20 protein-coding genes are annotated in these 20,552 nt (G+C 64.4%); 10 read left to right on the forward strand and 10 right to left on the reverse strand.

Annotated elements, in window-relative coordinates; all coding sequences use genetic code 11:
• Positions 1-4: 4 nt before the first annotated feature.
• The 9 genes from BLU15_RS16560 to leuB all read left to right on the forward strand — a co-directional run bounded on the left by BLU15_RS16560 (position 5) and on the right by leuB (position 9,015).
• Complete coding sequence (locus BLU15_RS16560; RefSeq protein ID WP_060521846.1) at positions 5-751, forward strand: glucose 1-dehydrogenase; 747 nt, start codon at positions 5-7, stop codon at positions 749-751.
• Positions 752-807: 56 nt separating this feature from the next.
• Positions 808-2,283 carry an ABC transporter substrate-binding protein gene (locus tag BLU15_RS16565; protein ID WP_090296512.1) on the forward strand — a complete coding sequence of 492 codons (1,476 nt, stop codon included), beginning with the start codon at positions 808-810 and terminating at the stop codon, positions 2,281-2,283.
• Between the two features lie 137 nt (positions 2,284-2,420).
• Positions 2,421-3,371 (forward strand): ABC transporter permease, encoded by a 951-nt coding sequence (locus BLU15_RS16570; protein ID WP_034801757.1) that lies wholly within the window; start codon positions 2,421-2,423, stop codon positions 3,369-3,371.
• Positions 3,371-4,231, forward strand: coding sequence for an ABC transporter permease (locus BLU15_RS16575; protein ID WP_060521844.1), 861 nt, complete (start codon positions 3,371-3,373; stop codon positions 4,229-4,231). Before BLU15_RS16570 ends, BLU15_RS16575 begins: the two co-directional genes overlap by 1 nt.
• Positions 4,228-5,244 carry an ABC transporter ATP-binding protein gene (locus BLU15_RS16580; protein WP_090296515.1) on the forward strand — a complete coding sequence of 339 codons (1,017 nt, stop codon included), beginning with the start codon at positions 4,228-4,230 and terminating at the stop codon, positions 5,242-5,244. The genes BLU15_RS16575 and BLU15_RS16580 overlap by 4 nt, the downstream gene beginning before the upstream one ends.
• A complete protein-coding gene (locus BLU15_RS16585) occupies positions 5,241-6,215 on the forward strand; it encodes an ABC transporter ATP-binding protein (RefSeq protein WP_090296518.1) in 975 nt (324 codons plus the stop codon). The genes BLU15_RS16580 and BLU15_RS16585 overlap by 4 nt, the downstream gene beginning before the upstream one ends.
• Positions 6,216-6,225: 10 nt before the next feature.
• Entirely contained in the window at positions 6,226-7,614 is a 1,389-nt protein-coding gene (locus BLU15_RS16590) for an amidase (RefSeq protein ID WP_090296520.1), read from the forward strand.
• A complete protein-coding gene (locus BLU15_RS16595) occupies positions 7,596-7,841 on the forward strand; it encodes a hypothetical protein (protein WP_090296523.1) in 246 nt (81 codons plus the stop codon). The genes BLU15_RS16590 and BLU15_RS16595 overlap by 19 nt, the downstream gene beginning before the upstream one ends.
• A 64-nt stretch (positions 7,842-7,905) precedes the next feature.
• On the forward strand, positions 7,906-9,015 hold the full coding sequence (gene leuB, locus BLU15_RS16600) for a 3-isopropylmalate dehydrogenase (protein ID WP_090296526.1): 1,110 nt from the start codon (positions 7,906-7,908) through the stop codon (positions 9,013-9,015).
• A 117-nt stretch (positions 9,016-9,132) separates the two neighbouring features.
• Here the strand turns inward: leuB and BLU15_RS16605 are convergent, their stop codons facing one another.
• The 10 genes from BLU15_RS16605 to BLU15_RS16650 form a co-directional block, all read right to left on the reverse strand.
• Positions 9,133-9,882 (reverse strand): SDR family oxidoreductase, encoded by a 750-nt coding sequence (locus BLU15_RS16605; RefSeq protein ID WP_034787996.1) that lies wholly within the window; start codon positions 9,880-9,882, stop codon positions 9,133-9,135.
• Between the two features lie 20 nt (positions 9,883-9,902).
• Positions 9,903-10,745, reverse strand: a complete 843-nt coding sequence (locus BLU15_RS16610; protein ID WP_090296529.1) for a fumarylacetoacetate hydrolase family protein — start codon at positions 10,743-10,745, stop codon at positions 9,903-9,905.
• Positions 10,746-10,787: 42 nt separating this feature from the next.
• Positions 10,788-11,810: a hypothetical protein gene (locus tag BLU15_RS16615; RefSeq protein WP_090296531.1), complete on the reverse strand. Its 1,023-nt coding sequence runs from the start codon at positions 11,808-11,810 to the stop codon at positions 10,788-10,790.
• A complete protein-coding gene (locus tag BLU15_RS16620; RefSeq protein ID WP_090296534.1) occupies positions 11,807-12,700 on the reverse strand; it encodes an SMP-30/gluconolactonase/LRE family protein in 894 nt (297 codons plus the stop codon). Before BLU15_RS16620 ends, BLU15_RS16615 begins: the two co-directional genes overlap by 4 nt.
• Before the next feature lie 9 nt (positions 12,701-12,709).
• Complete coding sequence (locus tag BLU15_RS16625) at positions 12,710-13,822, reverse strand: mannonate dehydratase (RefSeq protein WP_034787903.1); 1,113 nt, start codon at positions 13,820-13,822, stop codon at positions 12,710-12,712.
• Between the two features lie 19 nt (positions 13,823-13,841).
• The gene (locus BLU15_RS16630) at positions 13,842-14,627 is read right to left on the reverse strand and encodes an SDR family NAD(P)-dependent oxidoreductase (RefSeq protein WP_090296536.1); all 786 of its coding nucleotides are present in this window, start codon (positions 14,625-14,627) and stop codon (positions 13,842-13,844) included.
• Positions 14,628-14,735: 108 nt separating this feature from the next.
• Positions 14,736-15,728, reverse strand: coding sequence for an ABC transporter permease (locus BLU15_RS16635; RefSeq protein ID WP_034787896.1), 993 nt, complete (start codon positions 15,726-15,728; stop codon positions 14,736-14,738).
• The gene (locus tag BLU15_RS16640; protein WP_082566297.1) at positions 15,725-17,269 is read right to left on the reverse strand and encodes a sugar ABC transporter ATP-binding protein; all 1,545 of its coding nucleotides are present in this window, start codon (positions 17,267-17,269) and stop codon (positions 15,725-15,727) included. The genes BLU15_RS16635 and BLU15_RS16640 overlap by 4 nt, the downstream gene beginning before the upstream one ends.
• Positions 17,270-17,343: 74 nt before the next feature.
• Complete coding sequence (locus BLU15_RS16645) at positions 17,344-18,303, reverse strand: substrate-binding domain-containing protein (protein ID WP_051659114.1); 960 nt, start codon at positions 18,301-18,303, stop codon at positions 17,344-17,346.
• Between the two features lie 111 nt (positions 18,304-18,414).
• Entirely contained in the window at positions 18,415-19,158 is a 744-nt protein-coding gene (locus BLU15_RS16650) for a FadR/GntR family transcriptional regulator (protein WP_090296539.1), read from the reverse strand.
• A 201-nt stretch (positions 19,159-19,359) separates the two neighbouring features.
• Between BLU15_RS16650 and uxuA the strand changes: the two genes are divergently transcribed.
• Positions 19,360-20,550, forward strand: coding sequence for a mannonate dehydratase (uxuA, locus tag BLU15_RS16655; protein ID WP_090296541.1), 1,191 nt, complete (start codon positions 19,360-19,362; stop codon positions 20,548-20,550).
• The last annotated feature ends 2 nt before the right edge of the window (positions 20,551-20,552 follow it).

Below are 20,552 nucleotides of genomic sequence, written 5' to 3' on the forward strand. Positions count from 1 at the left end.
CAAAGTGTCACTGGAAGGTAAAGTCGCTCTCATCACCGGCGCAGGCTCCGGTTTCGGCGAAGGCATTGCCAAGCGCTTCGTCGAAGGCGGCGCCAAGGTCATCGTCGTCGATCGCGATGCTGCGGGTGCAGAGCGCGTCACCAAGCAACTCGGCAGCAATGCCATCGCCGTGGTTGCCGATATCGCCAAGGAAGCCGACGTTAACGCGGCCGTTGCGGCGGGTCTCAAGCAGTTCGGGCACGTCGATATCCTGATCAACAATGCCGGCATCGGCCACAAGCCGCAGAATGCCGAGCTGGTCGAGCCCGACGAATTCGACCGTATCCTCGGCGTCAATGTGCGCGGCGTCTACCTGATGACGCGGGCGCTGCTGGCGCACATGAAGGAAAACAAGGCGGGCGTTATCGTCAACATCGCTTCGACCGGCGCCAACCGGCCGCGTCCGAACCTTGCCTGGTACAACGCGACCAAGGGCTGGGTCGTTTCTGCCACCAAGGCGCTCGCGATCGAACTCGCGCCCTTCAACATCCGCGTTGTCGCGCTCAACCCGGTTGCCGGCGAAACGCCGCTGCTGACCACCTTCATGGGCGAGGACTCCGACGAAATCCGCAAGAAGTTCCGCGATTCCATTCCGCTCGGACGCCTGCTGAAGCCGGAAGACCTTGCGGAGGCCGCCTTCTTCGTCGCCTCGCCGCAGGCGTCGATGATCACCGGCGTGGCGCTCGACGTCGACGGCGGACGCTCGATCTGATTATTTCGACCTGATTTCCGGGACCATAAACAACGAAACCGCAAAGCGGGGGAACCATGATGAATTTGACGAAACTGGCGCTTGCCTCGTGCTTCATCGCCGCGTCGCTGACGCCGGCGATGGCCAAGGATACGATCACCGTCGGCCAGGTGCTCGAGCCGCCGGGCCTCGACCCGACCGCGGGCGCCGCCGCACCCATCCGCTACATCACCTACGGCAACCTTTTCGAAGGTCTCGTCCGGGTGGTGGAAGACGGCACGGTGAAGCCGCTGCTCGCCGAGAGCTGGACGATCTCCGACGACCAGAAGACCTACAGCTTCAAGCTCCGCCAGGGCGTCAAGTTCCATGACGGCACGGCTTTCGACTGCTCGGTGGTGAAATTCTCCTATGAGCGCGCCGTCTCGGCCGATTCCACCAATGCGCAGAAGGGCCTGTTCGAGCCGATCGAAAAGACCGAATGCCCGGATCCGGCCACCGCGGTCGTGACGCTGAAGCGCCCGGCCTCCAACTTCCTCTTCAACATGGCCTGGGGCGACGCGGTCATGATCGCGCCGTCGTCGGCCGCCGACAACAAGACCAAGCCGGTCGGTACCGGCCCGTTCAAGTTCAAGGAATGGGCGAAGGGCGACAAGGTGGTGCTGGAAAAGAACGCCGACTATTGGGGCGAACCGGCCAAGCTCAGCGAAGTGACCTTCAAGTTCATCAGTGACCCCTCGGCTGCAGCGGCCGCCGTTCTTGCCGGCAACGTCGATGCCTTCCCGATGTTCCAGGCCGCAGAACTGGTCAGCCAGTTCCAGAGCGACCCGAACTTGCAGGTTGAGGTCGGCAGCACCTCGGGCAAGGTGGTGCTTGCGCTCAACAATGCGAAGAAGCCCTTCGACGACGTGCGAGTGCGGCAGGCGCTTGCCCATGCGATCGACCGCAAGGCGCTGGTCGAAGGCACTTACTCGGGCTTCGGCACGACCATCGGCTCGCATTATTCGCCGGTCGAACCCGGTTATGTCGATCTGAACGAGACCTACCCCTATGACCCCGGCAAGGCGCAGCAACTGCTGCAGGAAGCGGGCGTTCAGAACCTCGAAATCACCATCATGCTGCCGCCGCCGGCCTATGCCCGCCGCGGCGGCGAGATAATCGCGGCCATGCTCAGCGAAGTCGGCATCAAGGTGAACCTCGTTCCGATCGAGTTCGCACAATGGCTGGATCAGGTCTTCAAGAACTCGAACTTCGACGCAACGATCATCGCCCATGCGGAAGCCCGCGACCTCGATATCTATGCGCGCGACAAGTACTACTTCAACTACCAGAACCCGGAATACAAGGCGCTCTACAAGTCCTACACGCTGGCTGCGACCGAGGCCGAGCAGATGGACCTGATCGGCCAGCTCCAGCGCAAGCTCGCAGCGGACGAACCGAACGTCTTCCTCTACGCGCTGCCGAAGATCGGCGTCTGGAACAAGAAGGTGAAGGGTCTCTGGAAGAACATGCCGGTGCCGGCCGACGACCAGACCCAGACCTATTGGGAAAACTGATCGACTTTCATTGAGCGGGATGCGGACGGAAATCCGCACCCCGCTCCAGCATCTGCCCCTCGTTGGGGCGGACGCAGATCTGCCGTTGATTGACGCACCCGGCGCCGGTCAACGCTCGCTCTTTCCGGGAGGTTGATGTGATTTCCTTCATTGGCGGTCGCCTCGTGTCGCTCTTGCTGACGACGCTGGTCGCCTCAGTCATCGTCTTTCTGCTGATGCAGGTGCTGCCCGGCGACCCCGCCGTGCTGATGCTCGGCATGAATGCCGACGCAGATGCGATCGCGGCGCTGCACCGGCAGCTCGGCCTCGATCAGCCGATCTGGATCCGCTACCTCCACTGGATCGGCGGCTTCGTCGTCGGCGATTTCGGCATGAGCCTCACCTATTCGGTGCCGATCCGGGAGCTGCTTGGCCCGCGCATCCTGGTGACGCTGCCGCTGGCGCTGCTCTCCATGGCAATCTCGGTCGCCGTCGCCATCGCCATCGGCGTCTATGCCGCCGCCAACCGCGGCAAGGCCGGCGACACCGTCGTCATGGGCATCGCCCAGGTGGGCGTCGCCATCCCAAACTTCTGGCTGGCGCTTCTCTTCATCCTGCTCTTCGCGCTGAAGCTCGCCTGGTTCCCGGCCTCCGGCTTTGCCGGCTGGGAAGGCGGCATCTGGAACGGCCTGCATTCGCTCATCCTGCCGGCGCTCGCACTCGGGCTGCCACTTGCGGCCATTCTCGGACGCGTCACGCGCTCGGCCGTCATCGAGACGCTCGGCGAGGATTTCATCCGCACCGCGCGCGCCAAGGGGCTTAGCCGTTCGGGCGCTCTCTGGAAGCATGCGGTGCCCAATGCGCTCATTCCGGTCGTCACCATTATCGGCCTGCAATTTTCCTTCCTGCTTGCCGGAACGATCATCATCGAAAATGTCTTCAACCTGCCGGGTATCGGCCGCCTCGTCTTCCAGGCGATCGCGCAGCGCGATCTCGTGACGGTGCAGACGCTGGTGACCCTGCTTGCCGCCTCCGTCATCACCATCAATTTCCTCGTCGATCTGGTCTACGGTTACCTCGATCCGCGCCTGTCGAGGGGAGGCCACTGATGTCCGCTCCTGCAACCGCCGCGCAACCCAGCCTCATCTCCAAGCTTATCGGCAGCCGAAATCTGACGATCGGCGCCACCGTCACCGTCATCCTCGTGGCGATGGCGCTCGTCTCCTATGTCTGGACGCCCTATTCGCCGACGGCGATGAACTTCCGCGACAAGCTGCAGGGACCGAGCCTTGCCCATTGGTTCGGCACCGACAACTTCGGCCGCGACATCCTGTCGATGATCATGGTCGGCGCCCGCAACTCGATCAGCGTCTCGATCGTCGCGGTTCTCGTCGGTGCCGGCATCGGCGTGCCGCTTGGCGCTTGGGCGGCTGCTCGCGGCGGTTTTGTCGATGGTCTCGTCATGCGCATGAGCGACCTCGCCTTCGCCTTCCCGGCGCTTCTGACCGCCGTCATCATCACCGCGATCTTCGGTCCGGGCGCTACCAACGCGATGATCGCGATCGGCATCTTCAACATACCCGTCTTTGCCCGCGTCACCCGCGGTGCCTCGATGGGCCTCTGGAAACGCGAATATGTGCAGGCCGCGCGCTGCGCTGGCCGCGGCGACGTCGCGATCACGTTTCTGCACATCCTGCCCAACATCAACCACGTGCTGCTCGTTCAGGTGACGATCCAGTTCGCCTTGGCGATCGTTGCCGAAGCCGGCCTTTCCTATGTCGGCCTCGGCACGCAGCCGCCGATGCCGAGCTGGGGCAAGATGCTGAACGACGCCCAGACCTTCATCTATCAGGCGCCCTGGCTCGCGATCTTCCCGGGACTGGCGATCACCTTCGCCGTGCTCGGCCTCAACCTGCTCGGCGATGGCCTGCGCGACATTCTCGACCCGCGCGTGAGGCGGCAACGATGACCAAACCCTTGCTTCACATGGCCGGCATGTCGGTCGAACTCACCGCGGGCAAAAGCACGGTCGATATCGTCTGCGACATCGATCTCGAACTCAACCGCGGCGAACGGCTTGGGATCGTCGGTGAGTCCGGCAGCGGCAAGTCGATGACAGCCCTTGCCGTCATGGGCCTGCTTCCGCAGCGCATGCGGGTGCGCGGCGAACTTTCCTTCGACGGCCGCAATCTCGCGGGCTTGGGCGAAGCCGACTATTGCGGCTATCGCGGCCGGCGCATGGCGATGATCTTCCAGGAGCCGATGACGGCGCTCAATCCCGTCAAATCGATCGGCGCGCAGATCACCGAGGGACGGCGGCTGCATCTCGGCGAAACGAAAGCCGATGCGGAGAAGAAAGCGCGTGCGCTGCTCGACCGCGTCGGCCTGCCGGCGCCGCGCTTCGACCTCGATCTCTACCCGCACCAGCTCTCCGGCGGCCAGCGGCAGCGCGTGATGATCGCCATGGCGATCGCCTGCGAACCGGACCTGCTGATTGCCGACGAGCCCACGACGGCGCTCGACGTTACGGTGCAGGCGCAGATCCTCGATCTGCTCGACGAGCTGATCGAAGACACCGGCACAGCGCTGATGCTGATAACCCACGATCTCGGCGTCGTCTCCGAGATGACCGACCGCATCGCGGTCATGTATGCCGGCCGCATCATCGAAACCGGGCGCACGGACGATGTCTTTGCGCGCATGGCGCATCCCTATGCCCGCGGCCTTTTCGCCGCGTCGCCGCATGGCGCAGCCCTTGGCTCCCGCCATCAAGGCGATGGCCGCCCGCGGCTGAATGCCATCCCCGGTATCGTTCCGGATCCCTTTGGCCGTCCATCCCACTGCTCCTTTGCGGACCGCTGTTCCTTCGCCGAGGCCGACTGCCGTCAGGCGATCCCGGCACTCGACCTGATCAATACCGATGGAAATGTGCAGCATCGCGCCGCCTGCTTTCATCCGCGCGAAAGGATGGTGGCACCATGAGCGAGGTGATCCTCAAGACCACCGATCTGGTGCGCGAATACGACCTGCCGCGCCCGTCGATCTTCTCGAAACAGAGCCGCCTGCGCGTGCTCCATGGTGTCAGCGTCGCACTCGCCGCCGGCCAGAGCCTCGGCATCGTCGGCGAAAGCGGCTCCGGCAAGTCGACCCTGGCCCGCGCCGTGATGGGCCTGGAGCGGCCGCAATCGGGCCAGGTATCGATCGCCGGCAAGGACATCTACGCGCTCGATCGCGCCGGACTGCGAGAGGCGCGCAAGGGGTTTCAGGCGATCTTCCAGGATCCCTACGGCTCGCTCGATCCGCGCCACACGGTTCGGACGATCATCTCCGAGCCGATCGTTTCGCTGGAGCGTGGAACGGGCACCACGGAGCGCAACCGGCGCATCACCGAGGTGCTGGAGGCCGTCGGCCTACCCTTGGCGTCGGCCGACAAGTATCCGCACGAATTCTCCGGCGGCCAGCGCCAGCGCATCGCCATCGCCCGCGCGCTGATCACCCGGCCGGCCCTGATCGTCGCTGACGAGCCAGTGTCTGCACTCGACGTCTCGATCCAGGCGCAGGTTTTGAACCTGATGATGGACCTGCAGGAAAGGCTCGGCCTTTCCTATCTGTTCATCAGCCACGATCTCGGCGTCGTGCGCGCCATCACCGACCGGGTTGCCGTCATGCATCTCGGCCGCATCGTCGAGGAAGGACCGACGGCCGAGGTCTTCGACAACCCGCGCCATCCCTATACTCAGGCGCTGGTCGCTGCCGTGCCGAAACCGTTTTCCGGACGGCGCAAGCGGGTGCGCTCCGCTGGGCCGCCGCAAACGCCCGTCCATACCGCAACGACCGCAGCCGGCTGCGCCTATGCTGCCGTCTGTCCCCGCAGGCAGGAGATCTGTCTGACCCGAACGCCTGAGGCCAAGCCGGTGACGCCGGCCTGGTCCGCCCGCTGCCATTTTGCCTAGGAAGTGCCCCATGTCCGAACTCGCCGATCTCTCCGCCGTCGATCTCGTCGACGCCTACCGCTCGAAGAAGCTTTCCCCCGTCGAGGTCACCGAAGCGGTGATTGCCCGCATCGACGCTTCCGAGCCAAAGCTGAACGCGCTTTGGGCCTATGACCCCGCCGAGGCGCGCAAGGCCGCCAAGGCATCGGAAGAGCGCTGGGCAAAGGGTGAACCTCTGGGCGCAATCGACGGCGTCCCGGTGACGATCAAGGAAAACATCGCAACCAAGGGCACCGCAGTGCCGCTCGGCTGTGCTGCCGTGTCGCTAACGCCTGCAGCCACCGACGCGCCGCCGGCAGCCCGCACCCGCGAGGCGGGCGGCATCCTTCTCGCCAAGACCACCATGCCGGACTACGGCATGCTGTCTTCCGGCCTTTCCAGCTTCCACAAGCTGGCCCGCAACCCCTGGGACCTCTCAGCCAATCCGGGCGGATCGAGCGCCGGCGCGGGTGCGGCAGCCGCGGCCGGTTATGGCCCTCTGCACATCGGCACGGATATCGGCGGCTCGGTCCGGCTGCCGGCCGGCTGGTGCGGCATTGTCGGGCTCAAGCCTGCGGCCGGCCGCGTGCCGATCAACCCGCCCTTTATCGGCCGCGTTGCCGGCCCGATGACCCGGACGGTCGCCGACACGGCACTCTACATGTCGGTGCTGTCGCAGCCGGACGCCCGGGACACGATGTCCCTGCCCTATGCCGATCTCCCCTGGCTCGATCTTGATCGTGATCTGAAGGGTCTGAAGATCGGCCTCTGGCTCGACGCCGGCTTCGGCCAGTCGGTCACGCAAGAAACGGAACAGGCGGTCAAGAAGGCGGCACAGCTCTTTGCCGATGCCGGCGCGATCATCGAGCCGATCGGCCCCTTCCTGACGCGCGAAATGATCGACGGTCTCGACCGATTCTGGCGGGCGCGCGGCTGGGAAGACGTGTCGCGCCTTTCGCCGGAAAAGCAGGCGCAGATCCTGCCCTATATCTTCGACTGGATCAAAACGGCCGAGAATTTCTCCGGCCGCGAGGTCTATACCGGCTTCGCCCAGATCGACGCCATGCGCAACGCGCTGCATGCGGCACTTTCCGGCTATGATTTTATCCTGTCGCCGACAGCACCGACGGCGTCCTATCCGGCCGAATGGGCCTCGCCGGTCAACGACCCGCAGAAGCCGTTCGAACACATCGCCTTCACAGTCGCCGTCAACATGGGCGGCCAGCCGGCAATCTCGCTCAACTGCGGCTACACCTCAGGCGGCCTGCCGATCGGCCTGCAGATCATCGGCCAGCAGTTCGACGACATCGGCGTGCTGCGCCTCGCGCGTGCCTTCGAGACCATGCGCCCTCAGCAGCGCCCATGGCCAAAGGTCGCATGATGAGCGACACGATGCGTTACACCATCGAAAGCGGCGATCTCGAAAACATCGTTTCCCGCCTGCTCGACATCGTTCGCCGGCTCAGCGTCAGCGTCTCGAAACTCGCGATCGAGGTAGACGGCGGCAACGCCAGTCTTGAAATCGCCCTCGCCCCGGCCTCGCAGGCTGTCGCAAACACGCTGCGCGAGCGCATCGGACAGATCGAAGGCGCGAAGGCAGCGGTCTAGCCCGCAACATTACCAACGCGGCCGTGCCGCTTTACACCGACTGAAAACCACAGGAGTGCCGACAATGGCCCGCAAGCTTTTCATCCTCCCCGGCGACGGCATCGGCCCGGAAGCCATGGCGGAAGTCCGCAAAATCATCGCCTACATGAATGCCGAGCTTGGTGCCGGCTTCGTGACGGACGAGGGCCTGGTCGGCGGTTCGGCCTATGACGCCCACGGTCAGGCGATCTCGGAAGAGGACATGAAAAAGGCGCTTGCCGCCGATGCGGTGCTGTTCGGCGCCGTCGGCGGTCCGAAGTGGGATGCGGTGCCCTACGAGGTGCGCCCGGAAGCCGGTCTGCTGCGCCTGCGCAAGGATCTCGAACTCTTCGCCAACCTGCGCCCGGCGATCTGCTACCCGGCGCTTTCCGCCGCCTCGTCGCTCAAGCCCGAACTGGTCGAAGGCCTCGACATCCTGATCGTGCGCGAGCTGACCGGTGGCGTCTATTTCGGCGAACCGAAGGAGATCATCGATCTCGGCAACGGCCAGAAGCGTGGCATCGACACCCAGGTCTACGACACCTACGAGATCGAGCGCATCGCCGGCGTCGCCTTCGAGCTGGCCCGCACCCGCAACAACCGCGTCTGCTCGATGGAAAAGCGCAACGTCATGAAGTCGGGCGTGTTGTGGAACCAGGTGGTGACCGAGACGCACAAGGCGAAGTACTCCGACGTCCAGCTCGAGCACATGCTGGCGGACGCCGGCGGCATGCAGCTGGTGCGCCAGCCCAAGCAGTTCGACGTCATCGTCACCGACAACCTGTTCGGCGACATGCTGTCGGACGTGGCGGCGATGCTCACCGGTTCGCTCGGCATGCTGCCGTCGGCCTCGCTCGGCGCACCGGATGCGGTCAGCGGCAAGCGCAAGGCGCTCTATGAGCCGGTGCATGGCTCGGCACCCGACATTGCCGGCCAGGGCATTGCCAACCCGATCGCGATGATCGCCTCCTTCGCCATGTGCCTGCGCTATTCCTTCAACCTGGTGACGGAAGCCGACAATCTGGAGAAGGCGATCGCCACCGTGCTCGACCAGGGCATCCGCACCGGCGACATCATGGCCGAAGGCGCAAAGAAGGTCGGAACCACCGAAATGGGCGAAGCCATCCTTGCCGAGTTCAAGGCGCTGTCGGCGTAAGCGACAACCGATCCCGGATCGGCGTCACGCTGACGCCAACAGGCCTACGAAAACCAACACCTCCGGAGCGCATCCGGAGGTGTTTTGCATTTCACGGCCTTGCGAGAATGCGGCGTCTCAGATCGTGATGCCGCCGTCTATGTTGATTGCCTGGCCGGTAATGAAGGCCGCCTCGTCGGAGGCGAGGAAGGCGCAGATGGCGGCGACTTCTTCGACGGTGCCGAACCGGCCGGCCGGCTGGCGGCTGATGAAGGACCGGTAAGCCTCATCCCGGCTTCCAAGCTTTTCGCCAAGTTCGCCGATGCGCTCTTCCAGGGAGGGTGATGCGACAGTGCCGGGGCAGACCGAATTGCAGCGAATGCCCTGAGAAACGTAGTCAGCTGCCACCGCCTTGGTCAGGCCTATGACGCCACCCTTGGCGGCGCCATAGGCGGCACGCCGCGGGAAACCCTTGATCGAGGAGGCAACCGATCCGATGGTGATGATGCTGCCGCCATTGGCCTTCATCTTCGGGATTGCGCCGGCAATGACGTTGTAGGCGCTGTCGAGCGTAATGTTCACCGAGCGCCGCCAATCGGCGGGCGAGCATTCCTCGATCGTGCCCTGATGCACGTAGCCGACCGCGTGCACGAGGATATCGACCCGGGCGAAGGCGTCGAAATAGGCACCGACCGCCACATGATCCGTCGCATCGAGCCGCGTCGTTGTAGCCCCTTCGAGCGTGGCGAGCAGCTCGGCATTGATGTCGCTGGCGTGGACCTCGGCGCCTTCAGCCATCAGTCGTTCGGCGACCGCGCGGCCGATGCCTTGGCCGGCAGCCGTGACCACGGCAATGCGCCCGGCCAAACGTCCCGTCTTTTCCTTCATGGTGAAACCCTTCTGCATGTCTAGAGGGATTGAACGACCTGACGCTGGCGGCCGAGTCCATCGATACCGAGTTCGACCACGTCACCGGGCCCAAGATAGCGCGGCGGCTTCTTGCCCATGCCGACGCCGGGGGGCGTGCCGGTGCAGATGAGATCGCCGGGCTCCAGCACGCAGAACTCGCTCATGTAGGAGACGATGGTCGCGACGTCGAAGATCATGCGCGCGGTCGTACCCGCCTGCATGCGCTCGCCGTTGACGTCGAGCCACATCGACAGGGCCTGCGGGTCCGGAACCTCGTCTTTCGTCACAAGCCAAGGGCCCGTCGGGCAGAAATTCGGGAAGCTCTTGCCCTTCACCCACTGCCCGCCGCGCTCCATCTGCCAGGCACGTTCGGAGACATCGTTGACGATCGTGAAGCCGAGGACATGGTCCATAGCCTCGGCGCGCGATACGTTGAGCGCCCGCTTGCCGATGACGATGCCGAGCTCGACCTCCCAGTCCAGCTTCGACATTTTCTCTGAGTGGAGAAGCGGTGCGTTCGGGCCGCAATAGGTGCCGGCCGCCTTGTTGAAGAGGATCGGTTCGGACGGCACTGGCAGTCCCGCCTCTTCCGCATGGTCGGAGTAGTTGAGGCCGACGCACCAGATTGTACCGGGCCTTGCGACCGGCGGCAGGATGTCCGCATCGACCACCGGCATCACAGGGAGCGCCGCGAAATCGGCGCCGGAGAGCACTGCCAAGACACCAGGCAAAGTCTCCGCCGTGAAGTCCTGGACGAGCGAAGACACCTCCCGCGCCTTGCCCTCGCCGTCGAGGATGCAGGGCACGGCAGAGCCGTCGACGGTGAGACGCAACAATTTCATTCTCTTGGCCTTTCAGTTGGATATGTCTCAGCGAGCGACCATTCAGCCGATCGGAGCGGCTTCGACGGAAAGCCGATAGCGGGTGGTGAAGGTCTGATCGGGTTCGAAGGCAATCGCCGTTGCAACGCCGGATGCAGCGATGGGGCTGTCGCCCGTGGAGACCGCCGGTCCAAGATCGAAGGCGGATGCGATCGGCTCGACGCCGAGCGCCACGTGCCGCCCATTCCAGGGGTAGGCCTTGCGACCGCGGTTGCTGTACCAGAGCAGCAAGCTTGGGAAATGCTCGTTCTGCCAAGTGAGCCGCGCGCGAAAACCCTCGTCGCGATAGCGGAGCGCGAGGCTGCCGTCGATGCCCGAGAGCTGCAGCAGGTCCTCGGTCTCCTCGACAAGCGGCACCTGCGACGCGTCGAGCATGACACCTTTGCGCGTCTCGACCTTGCCGAGCGATGACCATTGCCGATCGGGCGAGAACAGAGCCGCGCCCGGTTCGACATCGCCGGGAAAACTCCAGACGCGATCATGGGCGCCGGGTTCGATCGTGACCGAACCGGGACGGCTCGGCAGTCGGAACGTCGGATGCAGGCCGATCGGCAGGCGGCACGGACGCCGGGCCTCGATTTCCAGGGTGATGTCGATGGAGGGCGCATTTGGATCCGGCACGATCTGCCGCCGCAACAGTCGGATCGGATGGTTCTCCGGATAATGGCATTCCATCGCTATCTGGCGGTCGTCGCAGGCACCCCACGCCCAATGGACATTGGAGCTATGGCCATGCGGCACGCCGGCGCCGTCGAAACTCTCACCGTCTACGGACCAGCCTGCAGGAAGCGTGCGGCTGGCGTCGCTGCCGAAAGGCACGCACGGCCACTCGCCACGCAATTCCTTCAGGATTTCCGGCAGCGTCTCGCGCTCGGGATCGTTGCCCCAAGGCGCAACTTGCAAGGGGCTGACTTGCCGCCCGTCCGGAAGCAGGAACAGCACCGGGCCGAGCATGCCGCCGAGCGACTGCACCGAGAGGCAGCCATGCGCCCAGGCGAGCGCGCGCCGTGTGGTCTCCGCGCTCACTTTGTAGCCGCCCCGAACCGGTTTTCCGGCATGCCGGCGACCGCGACGCGCATGGCATAGAGGCTGCCGGCGAGACGCTCGGCTGGCCCCGCACCGGCCGTGGTGATGTAAAGCGTCTTCAGGTCGGCGCCACCGAAAGTGCAGGTGGTGATGTTGGTGACCGGCATATCGATCGTCTCGGCAAGGCTGCCATCCGGCGCGACACGGGCGATGCAGCCACCGCCATAACGGCAGTTCCAGAGGAACCCCTCGCTGTCGATCGCCGAGCCGTCGGGCGCGCCGCGATCGAAACCGGTGAAGAAGGGTCGTTCGCCGGAAATCGAGCCGTCCACGGCATGATAGTCGAAGGCGTAAATCTCGTTTGCCAGCGTATCGCCGAAGTAGAAGGTGCTTCGATCCGGGCTCCAGCAGAGCGTGTTGGAAATGCCGAGGCCATGCCGCCATTCGGTGACGGTGCCATCGGGCGCGATCCGGTAGAGGATGCCCTCCCCGGGCGCGACATCGCCGAGCTGGCCATCCGGAAGGACGTTGTTCTTCATCGAGCCGACCCAGAAGTTTCCGAGGGGATCGGCGCGACCGTCATTCAGCCGAACACGCGGCGAACCGGGCAGGACGAAGCCGTGATCCTGCCGCCGGTCGGCTTCGGGCCACCACCATATGAGCTTCGAGCCGAGAGCGATGAGCAGACGCCCATCTTCACGGGTCAGCGAGATCGCCACCACCGGCTCGTCGAAGAGCCACGTCCTGACCGCGCACGTCGCCTCGTCATAGCGGTGGATCAGAAAGCGGTTGATGTCGGTCCAGTAGAGCGCCGCCTCTTCCGCCGACCAGACGGCGCCCTCGCCGCAGCGGTCGCCGACGGGCGCGACACAGACGAGCTCACGGGCCATCTCCGCCTCCTATTCCGCTGCGATGCTTGTCGGGATCGAACGCGCGGGGCCGAGCGCCTCGGCATTCTGCACCAGCGCCTTCATGTAGCCGAGCGCAAAGGCCTTGCCCGCATGCCAGGAGGCGCCGCAGGTCATGGCCGGCGTATGGTCGGGGATCATCACACCCTGGTAGTTTTCGTCGCGCAGGATGCGGATGATTTCGGCCATGTCGATATCGCCCTCGTCGACGAAGGTCTCGACATAACGCGGCATCTTTCCGCGTACGTTGCGGAAGTGGATGTAGCCGATGCGGCCGGAGCGGGCGAAACGACGAACGTGCTCGTAGATATCCCCTCCCGGCATTTCCTGCAGCGAGCCGAGGCAGAGTTCGAGCCCGTTCGAGGGCGAGTCGACGATCGCCATCAGCCGGTCGTACTTCTCCGGACGGTTGACGAGCCGCGCGGTGCCACGCAGTTCCTCGGCCGGCGGATCGTCCGGGTGAGCGCCGAGCACCACGCCCGCCTCCTCGGCGACCGGCACGACCTCCTTCAGGAAGTGGCTGAGGCGGTCCCAGAGCTCCGCCGAGCTGACGGAAACGGAGGCAGCGCCGGCGACGCCACGACGATAGCGCATGTTCCAGACCATGCCGTCTGGGATCGGCGCATCCGGGCTTGGCGCGATGCTGTTTTCGACGCCGAAGCCGACGGATTCCGCACCGCCGCGGGCATAGGGGCCGCGGGTCCAGCCATAGACGCCGGCAAGCGAGAAATTGTAGCCGATGCAGGGAATGCCGGCGCGACCGGCGTCGCGAATGAGCTGCTTCAGCCCCTCGATCTGCTGCGCCCGCTCTGGCCCGTCGAGCAACACGTCATGCCAGAAGCGCGGCGAGAAGTTCTCGATCGCCGCCACTTCCAGCCCACCGGCCCGCACGTCCTTCACGAGCGCCGACAGCTCTTCGTAAGTCCAGAGCCGGTCACCGGAGCAATCACCCCAGCCGCCCTGGTCGCCACTGTCGATCTTCGGATCCTTGCCGGCGAAATAGTTGGTGAGATGCGCGACGACGTGGGTCGCGCCCGCCTGCAAGGCAAACTGAAAGTTATCCGGGGTGAGTTGCTCCCGGTAGAGCCCAAGGCCGATTTTCATCTTGTCGTTTCCTATCCGATTATTTGACGCCGATGCCGGCGGTGAGGCCGCCGTCGATGCGGAAGTCCGAGCCGGTGACGAAGGCGGCGCGATCCGAGGCGAGATAAGCGACCAGCTCGGCCACCTCCTCCGGCTCGCCGATGCGGCCGATCGGGTGTGCCGCGCCGAAGCGGGCAAAGGCTTCCGCCTCGCTGACGCCCTCGCCGCCATAGGTGCGGGCTGCCAGCGATAGCAGCGGCGTGCGCACCGAGCCTGGGCTGACCGAATTGACCCGGACCTTCGCCGACGCATGATCGAGCGCCATGGCGCGGGTCAGCGCATGGATCGCGCCCTTGGAAGCGACATAGGCGGCGACGTTCTGCTGGCAGGCATGACCCTGCACCGAGGAGATGTTGACGATCGCGCCGCCGCCGCGCTTCATCATTTCCGGAATGCCGAAGCGGCCGGTGAGATAAATCGAGCCGACATTGACCGACAGGCAGCGCGCAAAGGTCTCGGCGCTGGTGTCGAGCACGGTGCCATAGGGGTGAACGGCGGCGGCATTGACGATGATGTCGAGGCCGCCGTGGCGCAGCACCGCCTCGCGCACGGCCGCCTCGACCTCTGCTTCCACGGCAACGTCCGTCAGTCGGGTCGACATCGGCAAGTCGCGCTCTTTGGCTATGCGGTCGAAGATCTCGTTGGTGGCGACGTCGTTGCCACAGGCAAGCACGGTGGCGCCTGACGAGGCGAGCCGGATCGCCGAGGCAAGCCCGATCCCGGACGTGCCGGTGACCAGCGCGATCTTTCCCTTGAATTCAGTCATGATTGTCTCCGCGATGGATCGCGATGATCCGGGCCGGCGTCGACCCGAGATCATAAGCGTGATCGTTGGTCATAAGGGGGAGCGGGATGCGGACACCCCGCGCCGGTCTCAGCGCACCCGTTCCAGAACCTGGTTCAGGAGCACGGCGCCGAGGATGATCCCGCCGCGCACGACGTATTGCCAATATTCGCTGACATTCATCAGCGTCATGCCGTTGGAGATGCAGCCAAGGAAGAGCACCCCGATCAGCGTGCCCCAGATGCGGCCCTTGCCGCCGAAGAGCGAGGTACCGCCGATGATGACGGCCGCGATCACGTCGAGTTCCATGCCGGTCGCCGTCGTCCCGGTGCCGGCCCCGATCTGCGAGGCGATCAGCGTGCCGGAGACGGCGGTCAGCGCGCCGGTCAGGCCCAATGTCAGCGCCTTCACCTTCCAGATGTCGATGCCGGAGAGACGTGCCGCCTCCATGTTGCCGCCGACCGCGTAAACCTCACGGCCGAAGCTTGTGTACTTCATCAGGAAGTGCATCGCCGCGAAGGTCAGCGCAAAGATATAGACCGGGAACGGAATGCCGAAGAGATAACCGCCGCCGAGGAAATCGAAACCGAGCGGGAAGGACGACATCGGGAAGCCGCCGGTGATCAAATTGGCGACACCGCGGAGTGCCGCGAAAAGCGCCAGGGTGGTGATGAAGGTCGGCACGTTGAACCACTGCCGGAAACGGCCGGTGAGATAGCCGAGCGAGAAGCCGAGCAGAAGTGCCACCGCAAAACCGACGGTGACCGCGCCCCAGTCGCCGAACGTGTCGGTGAAACGGTCGGCGAACCAGGCAACGATGCAGCCGGCGAGCGCGGCACCGGCGCCGACCGAGAGATCGATCTCCCCGCTGATGATAACCGCCGTCATGCCGAAGGCGATGATGCCGAGCATCGACACCGTACGCAGCACGTTCAAGACGTTGCTGGTGGAGGCGAAGCCCGGTGCGACGAAGATCAGGAAAATCACCAATGCGGCGAGAATGATCTCCATCGGGTAGGTTTTCAGAAACTTGAGCGGCGTGTTCTGTCCGCCTGTTTCCGTGGTCTGGCTCACGAGTGTCATTGCTTGGCCCCTTCCATGCACAGGCCGTAGAGTTCGGTCAGGTCGGTTTTCGTCGGATCCACTTCGGCGACGACGGCGCCGTGATGCATGACGAGGATGCGGTCGGCGACTTCCAGCACCTCCTCGAGCTCGGTCGAGACAAAGAGGCTGGCAAGGCCATCGGCGGCCTGTTGCCAGATGATGTCGAAGATCTGGCGCTTGGCCTGGACGTCGACGCCGCGGCTCGGCTCATCGAAGAACATCACCGACGGCTGCCGGTTCAACCATTTGCCGATCACCACCTTCTGCTGGTTGCCGCCCGAGAGCGACGACACGGGCAGTTCCGGATCGCCGCACTTGATGTGCAGATCGGCGATCTGGCGGCGCACGTGCGGCTGTTCGCGGCGGCGCGAAATGAAGCCTCTGTTGGAGATCGGGCCGAGGCTCGCCATGCAGAGATTGTCGGCGGTCGAAAGCGACTGCACGAGGCCGACCTCCTTGCGATTTTCCGGCGTGTAGCCGAGTCCCGCCTTGCGCATGTCGCGTGGGCTGGCACCGGTCATATCGCGACTGTTGAACGTCACCGAACCGCTGTCGATCCGGTCGGCGCCGAAGATCGCCCTCATCAGTTCGGTGCGCCCGGCGCCGAGCAGGCCGGCGATTCCGAGGATTTCGCCCGGATAGAGATCGAAAGAAACATTCTGAAAATGCCCGGAGCGGCTGAGATCCCGCACCTCGAGCACCGGCCGGGTGCGATCGAGCGTGCGCCGCGGCGGCCGCGTTGCGCGGGCGGCATCGCCGAACATCATGCCGACGATCGCCGAAGGCGTCGTCGCCTTCATCTCGACCGCGCCGATGTAATGGCCGTCGCGGATCACCGTGCAGGTATCGGCAATCTCGAAAAGCTCGCTCATCCGATGGGTGATGTAGATCATCGTCACGCCGCGGGCGCGCAGCCGTTCGATCAGTGCGAAGAGCTGCTTGACCTCGCGCGACGCCAGCGCCGAGGTCGGTTCGTCCAAGAGCAGGATCGACGGGTTGAAGGACATCGCCTTGACGATTTCCACCACCTGCTGCTGGCCGACGCTCAGCGCCGAAACCGGCTGGCGGGAATCGATCGCAAGCCCCATGTCGGCAAGCAATTCGCCGGCGCGCTTGTGCAGGCCCGCCCAGTCGACGACGCTGAAACCGGCGCGACGCCGATGCGGCAGCCGACCGAGAAAGATGTTCTCGCCAACAGAAAGCTCCGGCACCAGCGAGAGCTCCTGGTGCACGGTGACGATGCCGGCGGCAAAGGCATCGTGCGGCGAGGTGAAATGGCGATCCTCGCCATTGACACTGATCGTGCCCGATGTCGGCTCGGTGACGCCGGCAAGCAGCTTGACGAGCGTCGATTTGCCCGAGCCGTTCTTGCCCATCAGGGCATGCACCTGGCCGGGGGCGAAGCTGTGGGTGAATTCGGAGAGGGCGACAGTCGGGCCGTAACGCTTGGTCACGGCCCGAAAGTCCAGCCGTCCCTGCACCCCTTGCAACGCGGCTGAACTCGGTTGCGGATAGCTCATGCGGATTTCCTGCTGTGCAAGACGAGGGAGTGGCGGGCGCGATGTCCCGCCGCTCGGCTGACGTCAAAACCCAATCACTTCAGCGCCTTCAGGCCTTCCTTGTAGGCCGCGACCGCCTGCGTATCGGCGCGCGTCAGAGGCAGCACCGGCACGTTGACCTTGGTCTCGATCTTCTTGCCGTCGAGCAGGTTCTGTGCCGCTTCGATCGCCTGCTTGCCGACCTCGAGCGGCTGCTGCGCCGTCGTTGCCTGCAGTACGTTGTCCGAATTCAGCAACATGTTGGCGAGCTGCTCGGACCCGTCGGTGCCGAAGACGAAGACCTTGCCTTCGAGGCCTGCCTTTTTCACGGCCTGGACCGCACCGATCGTGCCGCCCTCGTTGGCAGCGTAGATCACCTGGATATCGGGATTGGCCGTCAGCATGTCGCTTGCAACCGCGAGCGCCTTTTCGGCAAGCCAGGCATCTTGCTGGGCGACGATATCGACCTGGTCCTTGACGACGCTTAAGAACCCGTCGACGCGGGCGTTCGACTGTTCAGGCAGCAGTGCCTTGAAGGCGAGCGTGCCGATCTTGACCTTGCCACCATTGCCGAGGGTCTTCAGGAAGTCGGTTGCGGCGTTGCCTGTGCCGATGCCGATATCGCGGTCCGAGCTCGTCACCGTCGCCTGGGCGACGTCGCCATTGGCCGAAGTGCCGTAGGTGACGACCGTGATGCCGGCATCACGCGCCTTCTTCAGCGCCGGCACCGAGGCATCGGCCGAAAGCGGCGCCACGACGATCGAGTTCACGCCGCGAGCGATGTAGGTGTCGATGAGCTGCGCTTCCTTCTCCAGCTTGCTGTCGCTGTTGCCGGCGAGAAGCTCGTCGCCGGCGGCTTCCGCAGCCTTCTCCATGCCGATCTGGATGCCGCGGAAATACTGGTCCTGCTGGAAGACGATGCCAGCGATCGCCTTGCCGCCAGCAAAGGCCGCGCCCGGCGCAAAGCTGACGGTGGCAAGAAGTGCGGCAAGCGCCAGACGTTTCATGTTGCTCATATTGGTTCTCCTCCCAAGTGCCCTGTTCGTGCCGCCGGACCAACGGGCGAAAATCCGGCAAATGGCTGCCCGCACCGCGTGAAGCGCGGTTCGGACCCAATCTCCAAATGTTTATCGTGGCTGCGAGCTGCCCGGCACGGCATCGACGAAGCGGATGCCGAACTCCAGATGACGGCTCATCAGGTAGACATAGGCGATGCGGTCGCGCGCCCTCAGCGCCCGGATGATCTCGGCATGCGCTTCGAAGGTCGCCGCATGCACCGGGCGTTCGGCCTTGCCGAGCCGCATGACCTCCTCGATCACCGAACGCAGCATGTGATAGGCGGCAAGCGTTGTGCGGTTGCCCGAGAGCTCGACGATCGCCGAGTGGAACTCATAGTCGCACTGCGCGGCTGCCTCGACGCTCTCGGCCTCCAGAATGCGGGCATTGATCGCATCCAGCCGGTCGAAATCGGCGTCGCGGGCCGTCAGGATGATGTGTTCGCCGACACCGGTCTCGATGATGCGGCGGAAGCCCTGCAGGTCATGAAACGAGTCCGGTGAGATACCGCTGTGAAAGGCAAAGAGCCGGCGGATCGCCTCGCCATGGCCGCCGCTGATGACAGCGCCCACCTTCGGGCGTGTCTCGACCATCCCATAGGCGCGCAGCACCTGCAGCGCCTCGCGCACGGTGTTGCGGCCGGCCTGGAACTGTTCGCCGAGATCACGCTCGGTCGGCAACGCGTCACCGATACCAAGGCCACGCTCGGAAATCATGTCGCGGATCTGCTCGACCAGCCGATCGACGGCCGAGGTCTTGCCCGGCTCCACGGCCTCGACGCCCGACAACGCCTCTTCCCTTACCGAACTGCTCACCGGCTCTCCTCCCTGCGATGCCTTATTTGTTGGTCCAGATTGCAGTTCCCGTCAAGCGCAAATTTGAAGGCCTCAGCTTAATCGGTGATTTTTACGCCAAATCTCCGCTTTCAGACTTGAATTGTTGGACCAATGGGACATTATTGCCGGGCGTGGTCCAACAATAGCCACGGAAGCGGGTAGGAGTTCTGCATGAGACTGATGGAAGAGTGCTTTCGCTGGTACGGACCCAACGATCCGGTGCCGCTCAGCCACATCCGGCAGGCGGGCGCCACAGGGATCGTCTCGGCGCTGCATCACATTTACGACGGCTCGCCGTGGTCCGATGAGGCTATCCTTAAGCAGAAGGCGCTGATCGAGGCGGCCGGCCTGCGCTGGAGCGTCGTCGAGAGCATTCCGGTGCACAATTCGATCAAGCTCGCGACGCCAGATAGCGATCGCTATATCGGCTGGCACAAGGATACGCTTCGCGCCCTGGCACGTTCGGGCATCAGCATCGTCTGCTACAACTTCATGCCGGTGGTCGACTGGACGCGCACGGAACTGATGCAGCCTTTGGCAAATGGCGGCTTTGCGCTGCGCTTCGATGCTGTCGATTTTGCCGCCTACGACCTCTTCGTCCTGCAGCGTCCGCATGTGGAGGACAGCTACTCAACGCAGCAGATCGCCGCCACCCGCCAGCGTTTCGACGAGATGGACCAGGCGAAAATCGACCGGATCGAACGCAATCTGATCGCCGGTCTTCCGGCCACCGAGCGCCAGTTCAACCGGGCGAGCTTCCTCGCAGCCCTCTCGGAATATGATGGCGTCACCGCCGACATCTTGCATGAGAACCTCGCGCGCTTCCTCAGGGAGATCGTGCCGGTCGCAGAAGAAGTCGGTATCCGGCTCTGCATCCATCCGGATGACCCAGCCTTCTCTCTCTATGGCCTGCCGCGGATCGTTTCGACGCCGGCCGACGTCCGGCGCATTCTCGCTGCCGTCGACAGTCCGGCCAACGGCATCACCTTCTGCACCGGCTCTTACGGCACACGCGCCGACAACGATTTGCCGGCCATGGTGCGCGAATTCGGCCCGCGCATCCATTTCGCCCATCTGCGCAACGTCCAGCGCGAAGAAGACGGATCCTTTTACGAGGCCGACCATCTTGGCGGATCGAGCGACATGCCCGCGGTGATATTGGCGTTGATGCAGGAGCAGGAGCGCCGCGTCCGCGAGGGTCGCACCGACTGGCAGATCCCGCTTCGGCCCGATCACGGCCATCTGCTCGCCGACGACATCGGCAAGGAGCGGATCAACCCCGGCTATTCGCTGATCGGGCGCTTGAAGGGTCTCGCAGAAATCAGAGGCGTCATGCAGGGCATTGCAACGGCCATGGCGCACAAGGCTTGAGG

It is taken from the genome of Ensifer sp. YR511 (genome assembly GCF_900103045.1).
GTDB lineage: Bacteria > Pseudomonadota > Alphaproteobacteria > Rhizobiales > Rhizobiaceae > Ensifer > Ensifer adhaerens.